Origin of the sequence: Rathayibacter sp. VKM Ac-2803 (assembly GCF_009807175.1) — a bacterium.
Lineage (GTDB): Bacteria > Actinomycetota > Actinomycetes > Actinomycetales > Microbacteriaceae > Rathayibacter.
Genome location: NZ_WUCD01000001.1, coordinates 1,635,220 through 1,654,158, shown reverse-complemented (window position 1 = coordinate 1,654,158; position 18,939 = coordinate 1,635,220). Strand labels below are relative to the sequence as shown.

Below are 18,939 nucleotides of genomic sequence, written 5' to 3'. Positions count from 1 at the left end.
GAGGAAATTTTTGAGGCGTATTGCTGTTGGACAGCAGTAGGCCGGCTAGCGCGAAACGAGGGGCACGGATCAGTGATCCGTACCCCTCAGATTCTTGATTCTTAGGTATCTACACCGTTGATCTAGGCCGCTGCAACGGCTGGTTCAACAATGTGCCGGAAGGCGCATTCTCCCTTTCGATCAATGCAGGGCGGGAATGTGGCTCCCTGACTGAAGCGCGTCACTTCGCCGTACTGGTCAGCCCACAGTCCCGGCTCAGGCACGCGCTGGCCGGTCTTCCACGTGTCTCCCGGCCCCTTCGGCCGGTGTCGTCCAACAGTCATGTTAGAAGTTCCAATCTTTGTTTCTAAATAAATGTGATAATCCTATTCAAGGGTTTTTCACCGTGCGTGGTGGCCCACGCGAATGAGGGGCGGCCTCGCTGACATTATGTCTAGCGAGGTCGCCCCTCATTTTTGTGCCTCCATTGGGCAAGCGGTGCATGCGCTTAGAAGTCCCAGTCCTCGTCCTCGGTGTTCACGGCCTTGCCGATCACGTAGGAGGAGCCGGAGCCCGAGAAGAAGTCGTGGTTCTCGTCGGCGTTCGGCGAGAGGGCGGACAGGATCGCGGGGTTCACGTCGGTGGCCTGCTTGGGGAACATCGGCTCGTAGCCGAGGTTCATCAGGGCCTTGTTGGCGTTGTAGTGCAGGAACTTCTTGACGTCCTCGGTCAGGCCGAGCTGGTCGTAGAGGTCCTGCGTGTACTGCGCCTCGTTGTCGTAGAGCTCGTAGAGCAGCGAGAACGTGTAGTCCTTGATCTCGTCCCGCTTGGCCTGGTCGACCAGCTCGAGCCCCTTCTGGAACTTGTAGCCGATGTAGTAGCCGTGCACGGCCTCGTCGCGGATGATCAGGCGGATCAGGTCGGCGGTGTTGGTGAGCTTGGCGCGTGAGGACCAGTACATCGGCAGGTAGAAGCCCGAGTAGAAGAGGAACGACTCGAGCAGCGTCGAGGCGACCTTCCGCTTCAGCGGGTCGTCGCCCTGGTAGTAGTCCATGACGATGGACGCCTTCTTCTGCAGGTTCGGGTTCTCGACCGACCAGCGGAACGCCTCGTCGATGTCCTGCGTGTTCGAGAGCGTCGAGAACACCGACGAGTACGACTTCGCGTGCACCGACTCCATGAACGCGATGTTCGTGTAGACGGCCTCCTCGTGCGGGGTGAGCGCATCGGGGATCAGGGAGACCGCGCCGACCGTGCCCTGGATGGTGTCGAGCAGGGTCAGGCCCGTGAACACGCGCATCGTGAGCTGCTGCTCGTCGTGGGTGAGCGTGTTCCACGACTGGATGTCGTTGGACAGCGGCACCTTCTCGGGCAGCCAGAAGTTGCTCGTCAGGCGGTTCCAGACCTCCACGTCCTTGTCGTCCTGGATGCGGTTCCAGTTGATGGCGTTGACGTGGCTGACCAGCTTGAGCTTCTCAGGGGGAGTCATGATCTCTTCTTCGTGCGGATCGGTCGTGCGAAAGGGGTGATCGGGGGTCGGACGCTACAGCATGCAGCTGACGCAGCCGTCGACCTCCGTGCCCTCCAGCGCGAGCTGGCGGAGACGGATGTAGTAGATGGTCTTGATGCCCTTGCGCCAGGCGTAGATCTGCGCGCGGTTGATGTCGCGCGTGGTCGCGGTGTCCTTGAAGAACAGCGTGAGCGAGAGTCCCTGGTCGACGTGCTGCGTCGCCGCGGCGTAGGTGTCGATGATCTTCTCGTAGCCGATCTCGTACGCGTCCTGGTAGTACTCCAGGTTGTCGTTCGTCATGAACGGCGCCGGGTAGTAGACGCGGCCGAGCTTGCCCTCCTTGCGGATCTCGATCTTCGACGCGATCGGGTGGATCGACGACGTCGAGTTGTTGATGTACGAGATCGAGCCGGTCGGCGGGACGGCCTGCAGGTTCTGGTTGTAGATGCCGTGCTCCATGACCGAGGCCTTGAGCGCGCGCCAGTCGTCCCGGGTGGGGACGGCGATGCCGGCCTCGGCGAAGAGGCGGGCGACGCGCTCGGTCGAGGGTGCCCACTCCTTCTCGGTGTAGGTGTCGAAGAACTCGCCCGAGGCGTACTTCGAGTCGGCGAAGCCCTCGAAGGTGGTGCCGCGCTCGATCGAGAGGTTGTTGGAGGCGCGCAGAGCGTGGAACAGCACCGAGTAGAAGTAGATGTTCGTGAAGTCGATGCCCTCCTCGGATCCGTAGTGGATCCGCTCGCGGGCGAGGTAGCCGTGCAGGTTCATCTGGCCGAGGCCGATGGCGTGCGACTTGTCGTTGCCGTCCTCGATCGAGCGCACGGAGGTGATGTGCGACTGGTCGGACACCGAGGTGAGGCCGCGGATCGCGGTCTCGATGGTGCGGCCGAAGTCGGGCGAGTCCATGGTCAGCGCGATGTTCAGCGAGCCGAGGTTGCACGAGATGTCCTTGCCGATGGTGGCGTAGGACAGGTCCTCGTTGTAGGTCGTGGGGGTGTTGACCTGGAGGATCTCGGAGCAGAGGTTCGACATGTTGATGCGGCCCTTGATCGGGTTCGCCTTGTTCACCGTGTCCTCGAACACGATGTAGGGGTAGCCCGACTCGAACTGGATCTCGGCGATGGTCTGGAAGAACTCGCGCGCCGAGATCTTGGTCTTCTTGATGCGCGGGTCGTCGACCATCTCGCGGTACTTCTCCGAGATCGACACGTCGCCGAAGGGCACGCCGTAGACGCGCTCGACGTCGTACGGGGAGAAGAGGTACATGTCCTCGTTGTTCTTCGCGAGCTCGAACGTGATGTCGGGCACGACGACTCCGAGGGAGAGCGTCTTGATGCGGATCTTCTCGTCGGCGTTCTCGCGCTTGGTGTCGAGGAAGCGCAGGATGTCGGGGTGGTGCGCCGAGAGGTACACCGCGCCCGCGCCCTGGCGGGCACCGAGCTGGTTCGCGTAGCTGAAGCTGTCCTCGAGGAGCTTCATCACGGGGATGATGCCCGAGGACTGGTTCTCGATCTGCTTGATCGGCGCACCGGCCTCGCGGATGTTGGAGAGCGAGAGCGCCACTCCGCCGCCGCGCTTGGAGAGCTGCAGCGCCGAGTTGATGCCGCGGGCGATCGACTCCATGTTGTCCTCGATGCGGAGGAGGAAGCACGAGACGAGCTCGCCGCGCTGCGCCTTGCCGGTGTTGAGGAAGGTCGGGGTCGCGGGCTGGAAGCGGCCGGCGACGATCTCCTCGACGAGGGCGATGGCGAGCTTCTCGTCGCCCTGGGCGAGGCCGAGGGCGGTCATCACGACGCGGTCCTCGAAGCGCTCGAGGTAGCGCTTGCCGTCGAACGTCTTCAGCGTGTACGAGGTGTAGTACTTGAAGGCGCCGAGGAAGGTCGCGAAGCGGAACTTCTTGGAGTAGGCGAGGTCGTTCAGCTCCTGGATGAAGTCGAACGAGTACGCATCGAGGACGGCCTGCTCGTAGTACTCCTTCTCGACCAGGTAGTCGAGGCGCTCCTTGAGCGTGTGGAAGAAGACCGTGTTCTGGTTGACGTGCTGCAGGAAGTACTCGCGAGCCGCCTCGCGGTCCTTGTCGAACTGGATCTCTCCGCTCGGGCCGTAGAGGTTCAGCATCGCGTTGAGCGAGTGGTAGTCCATCTGTGCGGCGTCGCGGGGAGCGTCGATCACTGCTGCGTCCAAAACGTGTCCAATCCTTCGTCGACGGCGCGGACGTCGTCGGGTGTTCCGAATACTTCGAATCGATAGAGGTGCGGCACCTCGCACTTGCGGGCGATGATGTCGCCGGCGAGGCAGTAGGCCTCACCGAAGTTCGTGTTGCCGGCGCCGATGACGCCGCGGAGCTGGGCGCGGTTGCCCGGTTCGTTGAGGAAGCGGATGACCTGCTTGGGGACCGCTCCCCCGCCGTTGCCGCCGCCGTAGGTGGGGAGGACGAGCACGTAGGGCTTCTCGACGTGGAGCGTGTCGAGCTTCGTCCCGTCGCGCCTGGCGTGCAGGGGGATGCGGAGCGCGGGCCGCCCCAGCTTCTCGATGAAGCGGTGCGTGTTGCCCGAGCTGCTCGAGAAGTACACGAGTCCGCTCATCGTGCGCTCCCTTCGCTGCCCGTTCTTCGTGTCGTGCCGACCCGCCGATGCGGATCCGTCGTCGGCCCGGGGCGGAGCCCGCTCACCCGGACCGACGAAGTTGTGTCACTGCCCACCAGCACCCCCTCTGAGGTGCCTGAGTGGTGAGCTGCAAGGCGGAGGAGGAAGCCGTAGCGGCGCTACGGCGCCCGACGACAACGCCGCAGATCGCCGCTCAGGTGCCTCAGAGGGTCGCGATCTTGTCGGGGCGGAAGCCGGACCAGTGATCGTCGTCCGTGATGACGACCGGCGCCTGCAGGTAGCCGAGGGCCTTGACGGCCTCGAGGGCCTTCTCGTCGACGGAGAGGTCGAACACCTCGTAGTCGATGCCCTTGCTGTCGAGGGCGCGGTAGGTCGCCGTGCACTGAACGCAGGAGGGCTTGGTGTAGACCGTCACGGCCATGCGTGTCGTCCTTTCCGGGAGGGTGTCCTGGGCCGGCTCCAAGGCTTCCCGGCGGCGTGCCGATCGGGGTGGGAGACGGTCGTGGGTGGTACGTGTGCGGTGGTGCGGGACGCCGGTGGGGCGTTCGCTTCGACCTGCTCAGCAATACTACATATAGGGGGGCGCCCGACGGGTGCCCACTAGGGATAGTAATTACATTCGTGTAGTTATCCACCGATCGTCCCCGATCCATCCACAGGCCGGAGCCCGTGGATCCGCGGGAGGACGCGGATCGCGGAGAGTTATCCACCGCTGTGGAGGAGCGTTCGGGGTTCCCTGTGTACAACGCTCGTCGGCGTGTCGCTGTTCCCGACATCCGGGGTCGCGGGCGCACGTCGACCACCACATGTAGGGGTCGACGAGAGTCCGTGTCCATGCTCGAACGGTAGGCCCGACCACCGACATCGGCGGCGGTCGGGCGCGCCGTCAGACCAGGCCTGCGAGATCCCGCGCGACGGCGCGCAGGTGGGGCAGCGGGTCCGCGATGGCGGCAGCGGCGGACCCTGCCGCCTCGGTCAGCGACGCAGCCGCCGCGAAGCCCGTGGTGGGGGCCCGGACCGCTCCGGCGACCAGCAGCGCCCGCGCGCCGGCCGCCTCCGCGAGCCCGAGCAGGTACGACGGCACCTTGCCCGCCATCGACTGCGCATCGAAGCGCCCCTCCCCGGTGATCACGACGTCGGCACCCCCGACCAGCGCCGGCAGGCCGAGAGCCTCTCCCACGGCGGCCGAGCCCGGTGCCAGGCGCGCACCCCAGGCCAGGAGTCCGAAGCCCGTTCCGCCCGCGGCCCCGGTGCCCGCCTCCTCGGGGTCGGCGTCGAGGTGGGCTGCCAGGTGGCGCAGCCCGTCGTCGAGGCGCAGGACGTCGTCGAGGGTCGCGCCCTTCTGCGGCCCGAACACATGCGCCGCGCCGGAGTCGCCGAGCAGCGGGTTCGTGACGTCGCTCAGGATGCGCGCCCCGCCGCTCGGCACGGGCCGCAGCGCGTGGAGGTCGACCGCCGCGAGCTCGTGCAGCGCGCCGCCTCCGTCGCCGAGATCGTGGCCCGCGACGGTGACGAAGCGCGCGCCGAGCTCGCGCAGGGCACCGACGCCGCCGTCGGTCGACGAGCTGCCGCCGATCGCGAGGAGGAGGGAGCGCGCTCCGGCATCGAGGGCGGCGGCGATCACCCGCCCGAAGCCGCGGGTGTGCGCGGTGAGCGGGCGGAGCGGGTCGAGCAGCGTGATCCCGCTGGCCGACGCGAGCTCGACCACGGCGGTCCCGTCCGGGAGCATCAGCCACGCGGTCTCGACCGGCCGGTCATCGGGCCCGGTCACGGTGAGGCTGTGGCGGTGCGCCTCGGGGACCGCGACCGCGAACGCGTCGACCGTGCCCTCTCCGCCGTCGGCCATCGGCGCGAGCACCAGCTCGTCAGCCGGCCGCGCCTCGCGCCAGCCGGCGGCGAGCGCCTCCGCCACCTCGACGGCGGTCGCCGACCCCTTGAAGGAGTCGGGGGCGATCACGACGCGGAGGGCTGCACTGCTCATGCGCCCCAGTGTGGCAGGGCGCGCCGCAGCCCGCCCTGCCGAGGCGAATGGTCTCCAGATGGGGTCTGCGAACGACCCGGAGCCCGTTTCGCACCCCTTCGCGTGACCCCTGTGGAGAACCGGAACGGGAACGAGTCGAATCAGGCAGGCTGGCGCGATGCCCCGTCCCGCACCACTCCCCCCTGCGCTCGCGGGGCGGGCGTTCTCGGTTGCGGAGGCGACAGCGGCGGGCATCGGAGCGGAGCGGCTGCGGGCGCGCGACCTGGAGGCTCCCTTCCGCGGGGTGCGCGTGCCGAGAGGCGAGGCCGTGACCGTGGAGCAACGTGCTCGCGCCTACGCGACCGTCATGCAGCGCTCGGTGTTCTGCGGGATCACGGCCGCGAGACTCTGGCCGCTCGATCTGCCCGCTGAGCATCCGGAGGAGTCGCTCCATGTCGCAGTGAGGCCTCCTGCGCACGCCCCGCGCGGCCGGGGCATCACCGGACACTCGATCGCCGATCCGGAGCTGCGCGGTGTGCGTCGGGGCGGTCTCCTCCTCGCTGACGGGGCGAGTCTGTTCGTGCAGCTCGCCTCGGTCCTCTCGCTGGACGATCTGGTCGCGGTCGGCGACGCCCTCGTCCTGACTCCCGTCCACCCGCGCGGCGGGGACACCCGGCCATGGGTGCCGCTGCGCGAGATGCGGAGGCGGGTCGAACGCTACGAGGGACGGGGCGCCCGCGCGGCTCGGCGGGCGCTGGACCTCGTCCGGGAGGGCGCCGAATCCCGACGCGAGACCCTCCTCCGCCTCGTCCTCTCGACGGCCGGGCTCCCCGAGCCCGAGCTGAACCGCGAGGTCTTCGATGCAGAAGGGCTGATCGGCAGGATCGATCTCCTGTTCCCCCGATGGAAAGTGGCCGTCGAGTACGAGGGCGACCACCATCGCACCGACCGAGCGCAGTGGGATCGGGACCTCGTGCGCTACGAGCGTCTGGCCGCCGCCGGGTGGACACCGGTGCGGATCGCCGCCACCTCCTTCGATGCAGACCCTCTCGGCTGCGCCGACCGCGTCCGCCGCGCACTCTTCGCGCACGGCTGGCGCCCCTCCGTCTGACCGCTGCACACCGTCACTGCGTGTCTGCTCTCCCTCGCACGGAGTCCCGGTCCGGTCCCGGTCCCGGTCCTGGGCCGGTCCGCGAGACGACGCGTACCGTTCTCTGGGGCCCTTTCAAACCCCACTACGGGTTCACTCATCCCCGACTCACTAGCGAACGGTCCCGCACTGGGCTCTCCTTCGGCCGCAGACCCCAACCAGCGCCCACTCGAAGGCCCGGTCTCATGTCTGAACCTCGAGACGACACCAACGGGGACCCGACCGCCCCACAGCCCCCCGCGCGCGTCCACTCGCACCCGTCTCCCCACCCGAACAGACGCCAACCGGGCTCCGCGCCTCGCGCACACCCCGTCCAGCGTCCACTCGACGAAACGGCGCGCCCACTACCGAAGCCCCGCCCCGTCGCCGGCGGGCCGCCGGCCTCGCCACCCTCCGAAGCCCCACCCTCCGAACCTGGCGGGCCGAAGGCCTCGCCCCCCCTCGCCTTCACCTCGCCCCGCCTGAAGGGTGTCCGCGGGCCTCCGCGCGGTGAGCTGCAAGGCGGAGGAGGAAGCGATACCGGCGGTATCGCGCCCGACGACAACGCCGCAGATCACCGTGCGGAGGCCCGCGGACCTAGAGGGGGGTGGAGAGGCGGTAGCCGCGTTTGATCACCGTCGCCACGACCCGCGGCTCCGGCAGAGCCTGGCGCAGGCGGCTGATCGCGACGTCGACGGCGTGGTCGTCGAGGGCTTCGGGGGCGGAGGCGGCGAGCACGGATCGGGCGACCGTCGCGCCCTCCGCGGCGACGAGCGTGCGGAACAGCGCGAGGGCGACCGGGGTGAGGGCGACGCGCGTGCCGGCGAGGATCGCGTGGCGGCCTCGCAGCTCGAGGGTCCCGTACTCCGTGTCGATGCGGGGGGCGGACTGCTCGAGGTGCTCGCAGAGGAGGCGGATGAGGGCGCCCATCCGGAATCGGTCGGGCACGATCGGGAGGATCTGCGCCTCCACGAGCGGGGCGGCGGTGACCGGGCCGACGGCGGCGGCGACGACGGTCTCGCGGAAGGCGGCCTGGAGGTCGTCGAGGCGGCCGGCCGCCTCGGCGACGGTGAAGAGGGCGTCGACCGCGGGGGCGCTGGTGAAGGTGACCGCGTCGATGCCGCCTCCGCAGATCGCATCGATCAGGCGGAGGACGCGCGCGGAGTCCTCGTGCGCGGTCCAGCGGTAGGGGGCGACGGTCAGCACGGTCGCTCCCGCGCGGGTCAGCCTCTCGAGCTGCGCCGGGTCGGTGAAGCCGTGCAGCTGCACGGCGATCGTGCGTCCCTCGACCCCCTCGCGCAGGGCCAGATCGACGAGGGAGGTGGTGGTCTCGCGCTCGCTCATGCCGTGGTCGTCGAGGCCGGCGGCGCGGATCGCTCCGCGTGCCTTGGGTCCGCGGACGAGGATGCGGGCCGAGGACAGGGCGTCGGTGAGCTCGAGGCCGGCGGCGTCGGCCGCCTCGAGCCAGCGGCGGAGGCCGTAGGAGGTCGTGGCGAGGAGCACGTCGGGCCGGGCCGCGATGATCGCGCGGGTCTCGTCCTCGAGCACGCCCTCGGTGTCGATCGCGCGCATCCGGATGGTCGGCGCGTGCGTCACGTCGGCACCGCGGCGCTCGAACGCGGCGATCAGGTCCTCGGATCGGCGGTCGGATGTGACTCCGATGCGGAAGCCGTCGAGCTGGTCGGGGCGGAATCCCGGGGACGGGTCGAGGTCGGTCATCGTCGGCCTCTCAGGTGGTGAGGGCATCGACCGCGCGGGCGATGCTCTCGGGATCCCCGGCATCATCGCACACGGCCTGCCGGACGACCTCGCCGATGACGATCACCGCGGGCGAGCGCGGGGCGAGGTCGGGGAGCAGTCCGAGGACGCCTCCGACCGAGGTGATCGTGGTGCGCTGGTCGCGCGACCAGCCGCGCTCGACGATCGCGAGCGGCATGTCGCCGGTCATCCCCGCGCGCTGCAGACCCGCGACGAGATGCGGGAGGGTGTTCACGCCCATCAGGACGACCAGCGTGCCGCCGAGTCCTGCCAGGTGGCCGAGCTCCTGGTCGCTGAACGGGGCGTGACCCGAGACCACGGTGAAGGCGCGGCTCACCTCGCGGTGCGTCACCGGGATGCCCGCGGCGGCCGGGACCGAGATCGCGCTCGTGACTCCGGGGACGATCGTGAACGGGACGCCGGCCGCGCGGCAGGCGCGGACCTCCTCCGACCCGCGGCCGAAGACGAAGGGGTCGCCGCCCTTGAGGCGCACGACGTCGAGGCCCTCGAGGGCGCGCGACACCATCAGCCGCTCGATCTCGTGCTGCGGGACGGCGTGGTGGCCGGGGGTCTTGCCGACGTCGATGAGCTCGGCGCCCGGGGCCCATTCGGCGAGTCCGTCGTGCGGGCCGAGGCGGTCGAAGAGCACGACGTCGGCCTCGCGGAGGGCGCGGTGGGCGGCGAGCGTCATCAGCTCGGGGTCGCCGGGGCCTCCGCCGACGATGCTGACACGGCCGACGGAGCGCAGCGCGGCGGGTGCCTCATCCACCGTCCAGATCCCGTGACGGTCGACGACCGCGCGGAGGGACGCGGAGCCCTCGACCCAGACCACGAGATCCGGCCGCCAGGCGAGGTCCAGCCACTCCTGCGCTCGGGCGACGATCGCGCCGGCGGCGCGGTAGCGGGCCAGCACGCGGCGTGCTCCGGAGGCGGTGCCCACGACGAGCACGCGGCGGCCGGTGAGATCGAGCGAGAGCTGCATCACGCCTCCGTCACGGACGCGGCGGGCGCCACGGCACCCGGCCCGATCGGGATCGTCGTGCCGGCCACCAGCACCGGCCCGTCCGGCCGCTCGTCGCGCAAGGCCGGCCGGGACTGCCCGCGCTCGCGCACGGTCGCCACTCGCGGATCCGCGGTGTCGGGCGCGTTCACGAACGAGCGGAAGCGCCGGAGCCGGTCGGGATCGGCGAGGGTCGCCGCCCACTCGTCGACGTAGGTGTCCACGTGCGTCGCCATGGCGGCCTCCAGTTCGGCGGCGATCCCGAGGGAGTCGGCGCAGACCACGTCGCGCACGTGCTCGAGCCCTCCGGGGAGCTCCTCCTGCCAGCGCGCGGTGCGCTGCAGGCGCTCGGCCGTGCGGACGTAGTACATCACGTAGCGGTCGATGTAGCGCACGAGGGTCTCGTCGTCGAGATCCTGCGCGAGCAGCTGCGCGTGGGCGGGCTGGTAGCCGCCGTTGCCGCCGACGTAGAGGTTCCAGCCGAGATCGCTCGCGATCACGCCGATGTCCTTGCCGCGGGCCTCGGCGCACTCGCGAGCGCAGCCGCTCACTCCGAGCTTGAACTTGTGCGGCGAGCGGAGCCCCCGGTAGCGCTCCTCGAGGAACACCGCCATGCCGACCGCGTCCTGCACGCCGTAGCGGCACCAGGTCGAGCCGACGCACGACTTCACCGTGCGCAGCGACTTGCCGTAGGCCTGCCCGGACTCGAAGCCGGCGTCGACGAGCAGCCGCCAGATCTCGGGGAGCTGCTCGAGGCGGGCGCCGAACATGTCGATCCGCTGGCCTCCGGTGATCTTCGTGTAGAGGCCGTACTGCTCGGCGACCTCGGCGATCACCTTGAGCTTCGCGGGGGTGATCTCACCGCCGGGGATGCGCGGGACGACCGAGTAGGTGCCGTCCTTCTGCATGTTCGCGAGGGCGCGGTCGTTGGTGTCCTGCAGCGGCGCCTGGCCCTTGTCGAGGATGTAGGCGTTGGTCTGGGTCGCGAGCACGGAGGCGATCACGGGCTTGCAGACGTCGCAGCCGAGCCCGGAGCCGAAGCGCTCCATCACCTGCTCGGCCGAGTGCAGGCCGAGGATCCGCACAGACTCGAACAGCTCGCTCCGGCTGAGCGACACGTGCTCGCAGAGGGCGCGGGACACCTCCACCCCGGCGCGGGTGAGCTCGGTGTCGAGCAGCTTCTTCACCAGCGGCACGCACGAGCCGCACTGGGTCCCGGCGCGGGTGCAGGCCTTCAGCGGGCCGAGCTCGGTGCAGCCCTCGCCGATCGCGTGCCGGACGTCGCCGACCGAGACGTTGTTGCACGAGCAGAGCTGGGCGTCGTCGGGCAGATCGCCGGACGGCGCCTCTCCCCCGGCCGCCGCGAGGTAGGCGCTCGGCTCGGCCGGCAGCTCACGGCCGAGCAGCGGCCGCAGGGAGGAATAGGGTCCCGCGTCGCCGACGAACATGCCGCCGAGCAGAGTGCGGGCGTCGTCCGACACCACGATCTTCTGGTACAGCCCGCGGGCCGGGTCGGCGTAGACCACCTCGAGCGCGCCGCCACTCGCTCCGAGCGCGTCGCCGAAGCTGGCGACCTCGACTCCCGAGAGCTTGAGCTTCGTCGCGTCGTCGACGCCCGGGAAGGTCGCGTCCCCGCCGAGGAGCCGGTCGGCCACGACCTCGGCCATCGCGTTGGCCGGCGCGACGAGCCCGACGGTGCGGCCGTCGATCGCCGCCACCTCGCCGATCGCCCAGACGTGCGCGCGGCTGGTGCGGCACGCCTCGTCGACCACGACGCCGCCGCGGGGCGCCGTCTCGATGCCGACCGCGCGGGCCAGCTCGTCGCGGGCGGTGATGCCGATCGAGAAGACGACGAGATCGGCGCTGATGGTGCTGCCGTCGGTCATCGTCACTCCGAGCACCGTGCCGGTGGGCGAGGTGAGGACGGCGGTGGGCCTGGTGCCGAGGTGCAGGGTGACGCCCTGCGCGGTGATGATGCGGCCGAGGGCCTGGCCTGCGCCCTCGTCGAGCTGGGCGCTCATCAGCCAGCGGCCGGAGTGGATGAGCGCGGTGCGCGCGCCGAGCCGGTGAGCGCCTCCCGCGGCCTCGAGCCCGAGGAGGCCGCCGCCGACCACGACGACGTTGGCCGGGCGGCCCCTGCGGAGGCGGAACGCGGCGAGATCCTCGACGAGCGAGTCCACGTCCTCGAGGGTGCGGTAGACGCGGCCGTGCTCGGCGCCCTCGATCGGCGGCACCGTGGCGGAGGATCCGGTGGCGAGCACGATCTCGTCGCCGTCGAAGAGGCGACCGTCGGCGAGCTCGACGCGGACCGCGTCGGGGTCGATCGCGGTGACGCGGGAGGAGGTGACCAGGCGGGCCGACTCCCACAGCGCACCGTCGCCGAGGGTGAGGTCGACAGTGCCCTCCAGGCGCTTCGAGAGCGCGACGCGGTCGTAGGGGTGGTGAGCCTCCTCGCCGAAGACGGTGATGTCGAGCGGAGTCGAGGCCCGCGCGACGAGCGCGTCGACGAGGCGGTGCGCGGCGGGGCCGGCGCCGACGACGAGCACGCGTCGGGGTGCTGCGGGGATCGCTGGGGTCATGCACTCCACCGTAGGCACGCGGGGTTTCGCCGCCGTTGCCCCGACGTAACGCTGTGTGACCGGCGCCTCTCGGCCGCGATCGGCCGCCGTGAGAGGTTCGTTACGCAGGTGACTCCTGCCGCGTGCTCCCGCGAAACGTGGGCTCTCTACCGTGGCCTCACCGCCTCCGATCGGAAGCGGACCCCCGAACCGGAGAGGAGGCGCGACCGTGACCGCACTCGCCCTCGCCCCCGCCACGACCTGGGCGCCGGTCTGCAGCCTCCTCGAGCTCGAGCCGCTCTGGGGAGAGGCCGCCCTGGTCGGCGGCGTGCAGCTCGCGCTGTTCCTCGTGCCCGACGGCCGCGTCTTCGCCGTCTCGAACCTCGACCCCGCGACCGGAGCGGCCGTGCTCTCGCGCGGCATCGTCGGATCCCGCAGCGTCGACGGCGTGCAGCGGCCGACGATCGCCTCGCCCCTGCACAAGGACGTCTTCGACCTCGAGACGGGCCGGTGCTACACGAAGGAGAGCCTGCACCTCGCGACCTGGAGCGTGCGCGAGGTCGACGGCGTCATCGAGGTGGCGCAGCGGACCGCGCTCGTGGCCGCCTCGCACGGCACCTCGGACGACGACGGCCGCCGGGCCGTCGCCGCCCTGGTCGAGGCCGTGCGGCGCGCGAATCCGGCCGTCGACGTCCTCGACTCGTTCGTCGACGTGCAGCAGCCCGACGTGCCGGCGACTCTGGGCACCCTCGAGCCGGGCCGCTCCGCCGTCGTGGTGCCGCTGCTCCTCTCCGCCGGCTATCACGTGCACGTCGACCTCGCCGAGGCGGCGGCGGAGGCGGAGCGTCCCGTCCGCGTGTCGGGCGCACTCGGCCCCGACCCGCGACTCGCCCGGGTGCTCGCCCGCCGCCTGCAGGAGGCGGGGCTCGCCGACGGCGACCGCGTCGTGCTCGCGGCCGCCGGGTCGAGCGACTCCGGCGCCGTCGCCGACTGCTGGAGCACGGGGCGCCTCCTCGCCGCCGAGCTCGGCCGCGACGTCAGCGTCTCCTTCATCTCGGCTGCGGAGCCGCGAGTACCGGAGGCCGTGGCCGCCGAGCGCGCTGCGCACCCCGGCTCCCGGGTCGCCGTCGCGACCTACCTGCTCGCGCCCGGGTACTTCGCCGGCCTCGCCGTCGCGGCCGGCGGCGACCTCACGTCCGCTCCCCTCCTCACGGCCGTCGACGCGCCCGCGCGCGAGCTGGTCGACATCGTCTCGGAGCTGTTCGGCCGCAACGCCTGACGCTCCCTCCCACACCACCACCGCTCCACCTCCCCTTCCCGAGCGCGCCCTCGCGCGCGCCGCCCACTCCCCGGAGGAACACGATGACCGCTGCACCGCCGACCACCGCCACCATTCCCGCCCCGATCACCGACTCCGGCCTCATCCGCCGGCCGGGCCGCTGGATCGACGGCTGGAACCCCGAGGACGCGACGCAGTGGGAGGCGGAGGGGCGCTCGGTCGCCGCCCGCAACCTGCGCTGGTCGATCTTCGCCGAGTTCCTCGGCTTCGTCGTCTGGCAGCTCTGGTCGGTCGTGGTCGTGCAGCTGCCCGCTGCCGGCTTCGACTTCACGACCGGCGAGATCTTCTGGCTCATCTCGATGCCGAGCCTCGTCGGCGCGACGCTCCGGATCCCCTACACGTTCATGGTCCCGCGCTTCGGCGGCCGCAACTGGACGATCGTGTCGGCGGGGCTCCTGCTGATCCCGAGCATCGGCCTCGCCCTCGCGGTCGGGAACCCCGGCACTCCTTTCGGAGTCATGCTGTTCGTCGCGGCGCTCGCCGGCTTCGGCGGCGGCAACTTCGCGAGCTCCATGGCCAACATCACCTTCTTCTACCCGCACGCCCAGAAGGGCTACGCGCTGGGTCTGAACGCCGCCGGCGGCAACCTCGGCGCCTCCGTCGCGCAGCTGATCGTGCCGATCGCCATCACGATCGGCGCCGCCGCGACGCTCAACCTGCCGCTCGCGGGCTGGATCTGGGTGCCGCTGATCGTCGTCGCGATGATCGGCGCGTACAAGCGGATGGACAACCTCTCCGCCGCGAAGGCCGACGTCGCCGCCTCGCTCGCCGCGCTGCGCGAACCGCACCTGTGGCTGCTCGCCGTGCTCTACATCGGCACGTTCGGCTCGTTCATCGGCTTCGCCGGGGTGTTCCCGAAGCTCATCGCCGACACCTTCCCCGAGTACTCGCAGTTCACCGTCGGCTCCGCGACCCTGACCCTCGCCTTCCTCGGAGCCCTCGTCGGCTCGCTCGCCCGCCCCTACGGCGGCCGGCTCGCCGACCGCTTCGGCGGCGCCCCCGTCACGATCGCGGCGTTCATCGCCATGGGCGCCGGCATCCTCGGGGTCATCGCGACGCTGCCGCTGGGCAGCTTCTGGCTGTTCCTGCTCGGGTTCCTGGTGCTCTTCGCCGCCGCGGGCATCGGCAACGGCGCGACCTACCGGATGATCCCCACCGTCTTCGCCCTCCGCGCCCGCGAGAGGGGCGGCGACGGGATCGGCGCCCAGCGCACCGCGGCGGCAGCCCTCGGCCTCATCTCGGCGATCGGCGCCTACGGCGGGTTCGTCATCCCGCAGCTGCTCGGCTACTCCAAGACCACGTTCGGCGACTACACGACGGCGCTCGGCTGGTTCGTCGGCGCCTACGCGGTGATGCTCGCGATCACGGCGGGCGTCTACCTCCGCCTGGCGGCGAAGACCGGGACCCGGATCTGACGATGACGCATCCGCCCGCCCCCACCGACTCCCATTGCCCGTACTGCGCCCTGCAGTGCGCGATGACACTGACACCCGCCGACGGGGCGACGCCGGTGAGCATCGAGGGCCGGGAGTTCCCCACCAACCGGGGCGGGCTGTGCGCGAAGGGCTGGACGGCCGCCGAGCTGCTCGCGAGCGGGCAGCGGCTCCGCGCCCCGCTGATGCGCGGTGCCGACGGCGGCTTCGTCGAGGTGTCGTGGGCCCGCGCGCTCGACGCGGTCGCGGAGGCGGTGCTCGGCACGCGCGAGCGGAACGGCGCCGACGCGGTCGCCGTCTTCGGCGGAGGCGGTCTCACCAACGAGAAGGCCTACCAGCTCGGGAAGTTCGCGCGGATCGCGCTGGGCACCTCCCGCATCGACTACAACGGCCGGTTCTGCATGTCGTCGGCCGCCGCCGCGGGCAACCGCGCGTTCGGCGTCGACCGCGGGCTGCCCTTCCCGGTGACCGATCTCGACGACGCCGACACGATCCTCCTGCTCGGCTCGAACGTAGCCGCGACGATGCCGCCGTTCCTCGCGCACCTCGCGGGGGCGCGCTCGCGAGGCGGCCTCGTGGTCGTCGACCCGCGCCGCTCCGCCACAGCGCGCCTCACCGAGGAGGGCGCCGGGACCCACCTGCAGCCCGCCCCCGGCACCGACCTCGCGCTCCTGCTCGGGCTCACCCACCTGGTCCTCGCGGAGGGCCTCGCCGACACCGCCTACCTCGCCGCCCGCACCACCGGGTTCGACACGGTGCGCCGCAGCGTCGCGTCGTGGTGGCCCGAGCGCACCTCCTCCGTCACCGGCGTGCCGACCGAGCTGCTGCGCCGCACCGCCCGGCGGCTGGCAGAGGGCCGCTCGTACGTACTCACCGGCCGCGGTGTCGAGCAGCACGTCGACGGCACCGACACCGCCACGGCCGCGATCAACCTCGCGCTGGTGCTGGGCCTCGTCGGCCGCCCGGGATCCGGCTACGGCACGCTCACCGGCCAGGGCAACGGGCAGGGCGGGCGCGAGCACGGGCAGAAGGCCGATCAGCTGCCGGGCTACCGCTCCATCCGCGATCCGGAGGCGCGCCGTCGGGTCGCCGAAGTGTGGGGCGTCGACCCCGCGACGATCCCCGGCGCAGGGCTGCCCGCCGTCGCGCTGCTCGCCGAGCTCGGCCGCTCGGTGCGCTGCCTGCTCGTGCACGGCTCGAACGTGGTGGTGTCGGCGCCCGACGCCGATCAGGTGCGCGCCGGCCTCCAGGCGCTCGACACGCTCGTCGTGTGCGACTTCTTCCTCTCCGAGACGGCCGCGCTGGCCGACATCGTGCTGCCCGTGCCGCAGTGGGCGGAGGAGGAGGGGACCATGACCTCGCTCGAGGGCCGGGTGCTGCGTCGCCGGAAGGCGCTGGAGCCGCCCGCGGGAGTCCGCAGCGAGCTGTGGATCCTGAGTGAGCTGGCCCGCCGTCTCGAGGCGCCCGGCGCCTGGTCGACGGTCCCCGCCGAGGTGTTCGACGAGCTCGCCCGCGCGTCCGAGGGCGGCATCGCCGACTACTCCGGCCTCTCGCACGCCCTCCTCGACACCGGAGTCGCGGCCTACTGGCCGTACCCGGTCGGCAGCACCGGCAGTCCGCGGCTGTTCGGCGAGCGCTTCGGCCACGCGGACGGCCGCGCGCGGATGGTCGCCGTCACTCCCCGCGCCGTCCCCGTGCGCGACCGCGGCGACGAGCTGACGCTGATCACCGGCCGCTACCTGCAGCAGTACCAGTCGGGGACGCAGACCCGCCGGGTCGCCGAGCTCGACGCCGCGCGCCCCGAGGCCCGCCTCGAGATCCACCCCGCGACCGCCTCCCGGCTCGGCGTCTCCGACGGCGCGCGAGTCGCCATCGGCAACGGCCGCGGAGTCGTGCGGGCGCGCGCCTCGGTGACGGCCGACATCCGGCACGACACGGTCTTCCTACCGTTCCACTACGCCGGCGAGCAGTGCGCCAACCTGCTGACGGAGGCGGTCGTGGATCCGATCTCGTCCATGCCCGAGTTCAAGCGCACGCGGGTCTGGGTCCGCGCAGAGGGAGCCGTCGATGCCTGAGCCGCTCCGCGTCGTCCTCCTCGGCTACGGCCCCGTGGGCGCGCGTCTCGTCGAGGAGCTGCTGCCCTCCGTCCGCTCCGGCTCCGTCGCCCTGACGGTCGTCGGCGCCGAGCCGCACGACGCCTACAACCGCGTCCTGCTGGCCGAGTACGCCGTCGGCCGTGCCACCCGGGAGCGCCTCGACCTGGGCGATCGGCTCGCGGCGGAGGAGGCGGGCGTCGTCTTCCGGCTCGGCTCCGTCGCGGTCGGCCTCGACCGCGCGCGCCGCACGGTGCGGCTGCACGACGACGAGCGGCTGCCGTACGACCGCCTCGTCCTCGCCACCGGTGCCCGGGCCAACGTCCCGACGCTGGCAGGCATGGAGCGGGCGCGGCGCGATCGCCGGGTCCGCTCCGCCCTCCCCGAGACCCTCGACCGCGGAGCGACTCCGCTGCCCGAGCGCGTCGTGGCGCTCCGCGACCTCGACGACGCGCACGAGGTCCGCGACGCCGTCCGCGCCGGCTCGCGCATCGTCGTGCTCGGCGCCGGCGTGCTCGGCGTCGAGTTCGCGCTCGCGGCCTCCGAGCAGGGCGCCGAGGTGGTCGTCGCCTACCACGGCGACATCCCGATGGGGCGCAACCTCGATCACGGCGGCGGCCGGATGCTCGCCGCGGCCGCTCGCTCCGCCGGCGTCGAGATGGTCTCGCACGCCCGCTCCGAGAGCATCCTGCTGGCCCACGACGAGCACGGGCGCGCCCGCTTCCAGGCCCTCGTCTGCGCCGACGGCAAGCAGATCGAGGGCGACCTGCTCGTGCTCTCGTGCGGAGTCGGCGCCCGCACCGAGCTCGCGGCGAGCGCCGACCTCGCGGTGTCGACGGGGATCCTCGTCGACGAGCACCAGCGCAGCTGGAGCGATGCGGACGTGTACGCGATCGGCGACTGCGCTCACGTCGCTCCGCGCGGCTCCGCCCTGCCCGACGGCCGGGTGCCCGGCGGCCCCAGCGGTCTGATCGGCCCGGGCTGGGAGCAGGCCGATCGTCTCGCGGCGCGCCTTGCGTCGGAAGCGGCGGGCCGCCCGGCCGATGATCGGGTGCCCGAGCAGCGTCGGGCGGTCGTGATGCTGAAGGCCGAGGGGGTCGACCTGGTCGCGGGCGGCGACGCCACGGCCGAGCCCTGGGACGCGGTCACGCACTCCTCCGGCTGCGCGGAGCACGCGGAGGTGACCGTCTGGGCCGACCCCGCGCGCGGCGGCTACGCGAAGCTCGTCACGGTCGCAGGCGTGCTGCGCGGCTTCGTCTCGGTCGGCCTGCCCCGCGCCGGCGCCGAGCTGACGCTCCTGTTCGAGCGCGGCTCCGAGCTGCCCGCCGACCGCTCGAGCCTGCTGCGCCTCGACGCGCCCGATGCCGGAGCGGCCCCGACCGGCGATCCGTTCGCTCCCGACGCGACCGTCTGCTGGTGCAACGGCGTCTCGACCGCCGCCGTCACCGCCTCGATCGCCGACGGCGCCGACAGCGTCGCCTGCGTCGGCTCCGCCACCCGGGCCGGTACCGGCTGCGGTGGCTGCAACGGCCGCATCTCGGAGCTGCTGGCGCGCCTCAGCGTGCCGGCGTGACCGC

At 71.6% G+C, this 18,939-nt stretch carries 13 protein-coding genes; 5 read left to right on the top strand and 8 right to left on the bottom strand.

Annotated features, from left to right (window positions below; genetic code table 11):
- Positions 1-487: 487 nt before the first annotated feature.
- The 5 genes from nrdF to GRS96_RS07730 form a co-directional block, all read right to left on the bottom strand.
- The gene (gene nrdF / locus GRS96_RS07750) at positions 488-1,468 is read right to left on the bottom strand and encodes a class 1b ribonucleoside-diphosphate reductase subunit beta (protein WP_159988180.1); all 981 of its coding nucleotides are present in this window, start codon (positions 1,466-1,468) and stop codon (positions 488-490) included.
- Between the two features lie 54 nt (positions 1,469-1,522).
- Positions 1,523-3,628: a class 1b ribonucleoside-diphosphate reductase subunit alpha gene (gene nrdE, locus GRS96_RS07745; protein WP_159854818.1), complete on the bottom strand. Its 2,106-nt coding sequence runs from the start codon at positions 3,626-3,628 to the stop codon at positions 1,523-1,525.
- 26 nt (positions 3,629-3,654) lie between these two features.
- The gene (gene nrdI / locus GRS96_RS07740) at positions 3,655-4,071 is read right to left on the bottom strand and encodes a class Ib ribonucleoside-diphosphate reductase assembly flavoprotein NrdI (RefSeq protein WP_159988179.1); all 417 of its coding nucleotides are present in this window, start codon (positions 4,069-4,071) and stop codon (positions 3,655-3,657) included.
- Positions 4,072-4,294: 223 nt separating this feature from the next.
- The gene (nrdH, locus tag GRS96_RS07735) at positions 4,295-4,513 is read right to left on the bottom strand and encodes a glutaredoxin-like protein NrdH (protein WP_068255139.1); all 219 of its coding nucleotides are present in this window, start codon (positions 4,511-4,513) and stop codon (positions 4,295-4,297) included.
- Between the two features lie 465 nt (positions 4,514-4,978).
- Complete coding sequence (locus GRS96_RS07730; protein ID WP_159988178.1) at positions 4,979-6,073, bottom strand: glycerate kinase; 1,095 nt, start codon at positions 6,071-6,073, stop codon at positions 4,979-4,981.
- A 157-nt stretch (positions 6,074-6,230) separates the two neighbouring features.
- On the opposite strand from GRS96_RS07730, the gene GRS96_RS07725 reads away from it, so the two are divergent.
- Positions 6,231-7,163 carry an endonuclease domain-containing protein gene (locus GRS96_RS07725; RefSeq protein WP_204162055.1) on the top strand — a complete coding sequence of 311 codons (933 nt, stop codon included), beginning with the start codon at positions 6,231-6,233 and terminating at the stop codon, positions 7,161-7,163.
- Between the two features lie 615 nt (positions 7,164-7,778).
- Here GRS96_RS07725 and GRS96_RS07720 read toward each other — a convergent pair.
- Genes GRS96_RS07720 through nirB form a run of 3 tightly spaced genes read right to left on the bottom strand, consistent with a single transcriptional unit; the run spans position 7,779 to position 12,518 of the window.
- Complete coding sequence (locus GRS96_RS07720) at positions 7,779-8,900, bottom strand: uroporphyrinogen-III synthase (protein WP_236553583.1); 1,122 nt, start codon at positions 8,898-8,900, stop codon at positions 7,779-7,781.
- A 10-nt stretch (positions 8,901-8,910) separates the two neighbouring features.
- Positions 8,911-9,921 (bottom strand): uroporphyrinogen-III C-methyltransferase, encoded by a 1,011-nt coding sequence (gene cobA / locus GRS96_RS07715; protein WP_159854195.1) that lies wholly within the window; start codon positions 9,919-9,921, stop codon positions 8,911-8,913.
- A complete protein-coding gene (nirB, locus tag GRS96_RS07710) occupies positions 9,921-12,518 on the bottom strand; it encodes a nitrite reductase large subunit NirB (RefSeq protein ID WP_159988177.1) in 2,598 nt (865 codons plus the stop codon). Before nirB ends, cobA begins: the two co-directional genes overlap by 1 nt.
- Before the next feature lie 208 nt (positions 12,519-12,726).
- Here nirB and nirD point away from each other — a divergent pair, with 208 nt between their 5' ends.
- The 4 genes from nirD (at position 12,727) to GRS96_RS07690 (ending at position 18,935) form a co-directional block, all read left to right on the top strand.
- Positions 12,727-13,776, top strand: a complete 1,050-nt coding sequence (nirD, locus tag GRS96_RS20835; RefSeq protein ID WP_159854199.1) for a nitrite reductase small subunit NirD — start codon at positions 12,727-12,729, stop codon at positions 13,774-13,776.
- An 83-nt stretch (positions 13,777-13,859) separates the two neighbouring features.
- On the top strand, positions 13,860-15,251 hold the full coding sequence (locus tag GRS96_RS07700) for an MFS transporter (RefSeq protein ID WP_159988176.1): 1,392 nt from the start codon (positions 13,860-13,862) through the stop codon (positions 15,249-15,251).
- A 2-nt stretch (positions 15,252-15,253) separates the two neighbouring features.
- Positions 15,254-17,344 carry a molybdopterin oxidoreductase family protein gene (locus GRS96_RS07695; protein ID WP_159854203.1) on the top strand — a complete coding sequence of 697 codons (2,091 nt, stop codon included), beginning with the start codon at positions 15,254-15,256 and terminating at the stop codon, positions 17,342-17,344.
- Positions 17,337-18,935: an FAD-dependent oxidoreductase gene (locus tag GRS96_RS07690; protein WP_159988175.1), complete on the top strand. Its 1,599-nt coding sequence runs from the start codon at positions 17,337-17,339 to the stop codon at positions 18,933-18,935. The genes GRS96_RS07695 and GRS96_RS07690 overlap by 8 nt, the downstream gene beginning before the upstream one ends.
- Positions 18,936-18,939: the final 4 nt, after the last annotated feature.

Coding starts and splice junctions, on each gene's coding strand:
- GRS96_RS07700 (WP_159988176.1), top strand. CDS start 13,860: ATGACCGCTGCACCGCCGACCACCGCCACCATTCCCGCCCCGATCACC.
- GRS96_RS07695 (WP_159854203.1), top strand. CDS start 15,254: ATGACGCATCCGCCCGCCCCCACCGACTCCCATTGCCCGTACTGCGCC.
- GRS96_RS07730 (WP_159988178.1), bottom strand. CDS start 6,073: ATGAGCAGTGCAGCCCTCCGCGTCGTGATCGCCCCCGACTCCTTCAAG.
- GRS96_RS07720 (WP_236553583.1), bottom strand. CDS start 8,900: ATGACCGACCTCGACCCGTCCCCGGGATTCCGCCCCGACCAGCTCGAC.
- nrdE (WP_159854818.1), bottom strand. CDS start 3,628: ATGGACTACCACTCGCTCAACGCGATGCTGAACCTCTACGGCCCGAGC.
- GRS96_RS07725 (WP_204162055.1), top strand. CDS start 6,231: ATGCCCCGTCCCGCACCACTCCCCCCTGCGCTCGCGGGGCGGGCGTTC.
- cobA (WP_159854195.1), bottom strand. CDS start 9,921: ATGCAGCTCTCGCTCGATCTCACCGGCCGCCGCGTGCTCGTCGTGGGC.
- nrdI (WP_159988179.1), bottom strand. CDS start 4,071: ATGAGCGGACTCGTGTACTTCTCGAGCAGCTCGGGCAACACGCACCGC.
- nrdF (WP_159988180.1), bottom strand. CDS start 1,468: ATGACTCCCCCTGAGAAGCTCAAGCTGGTCAGCCACGTCAACGCCATC.
- nirB (WP_159988177.1), bottom strand. CDS start 12,518: ATGACCCCAGCGATCCCCGCAGCACCCCGACGCGTGCTCGTCGTCGGC.
- GRS96_RS07690 (WP_159988175.1), top strand. CDS start 17,337: ATGCCTGAGCCGCTCCGCGTCGTCCTCCTCGGCTACGGCCCCGTGGGC.
- nrdH (WP_068255139.1), bottom strand. CDS start 4,513: ATGGCCGTGACGGTCTACACCAAGCCCTCCTGCGTTCAGTGCACGGCG.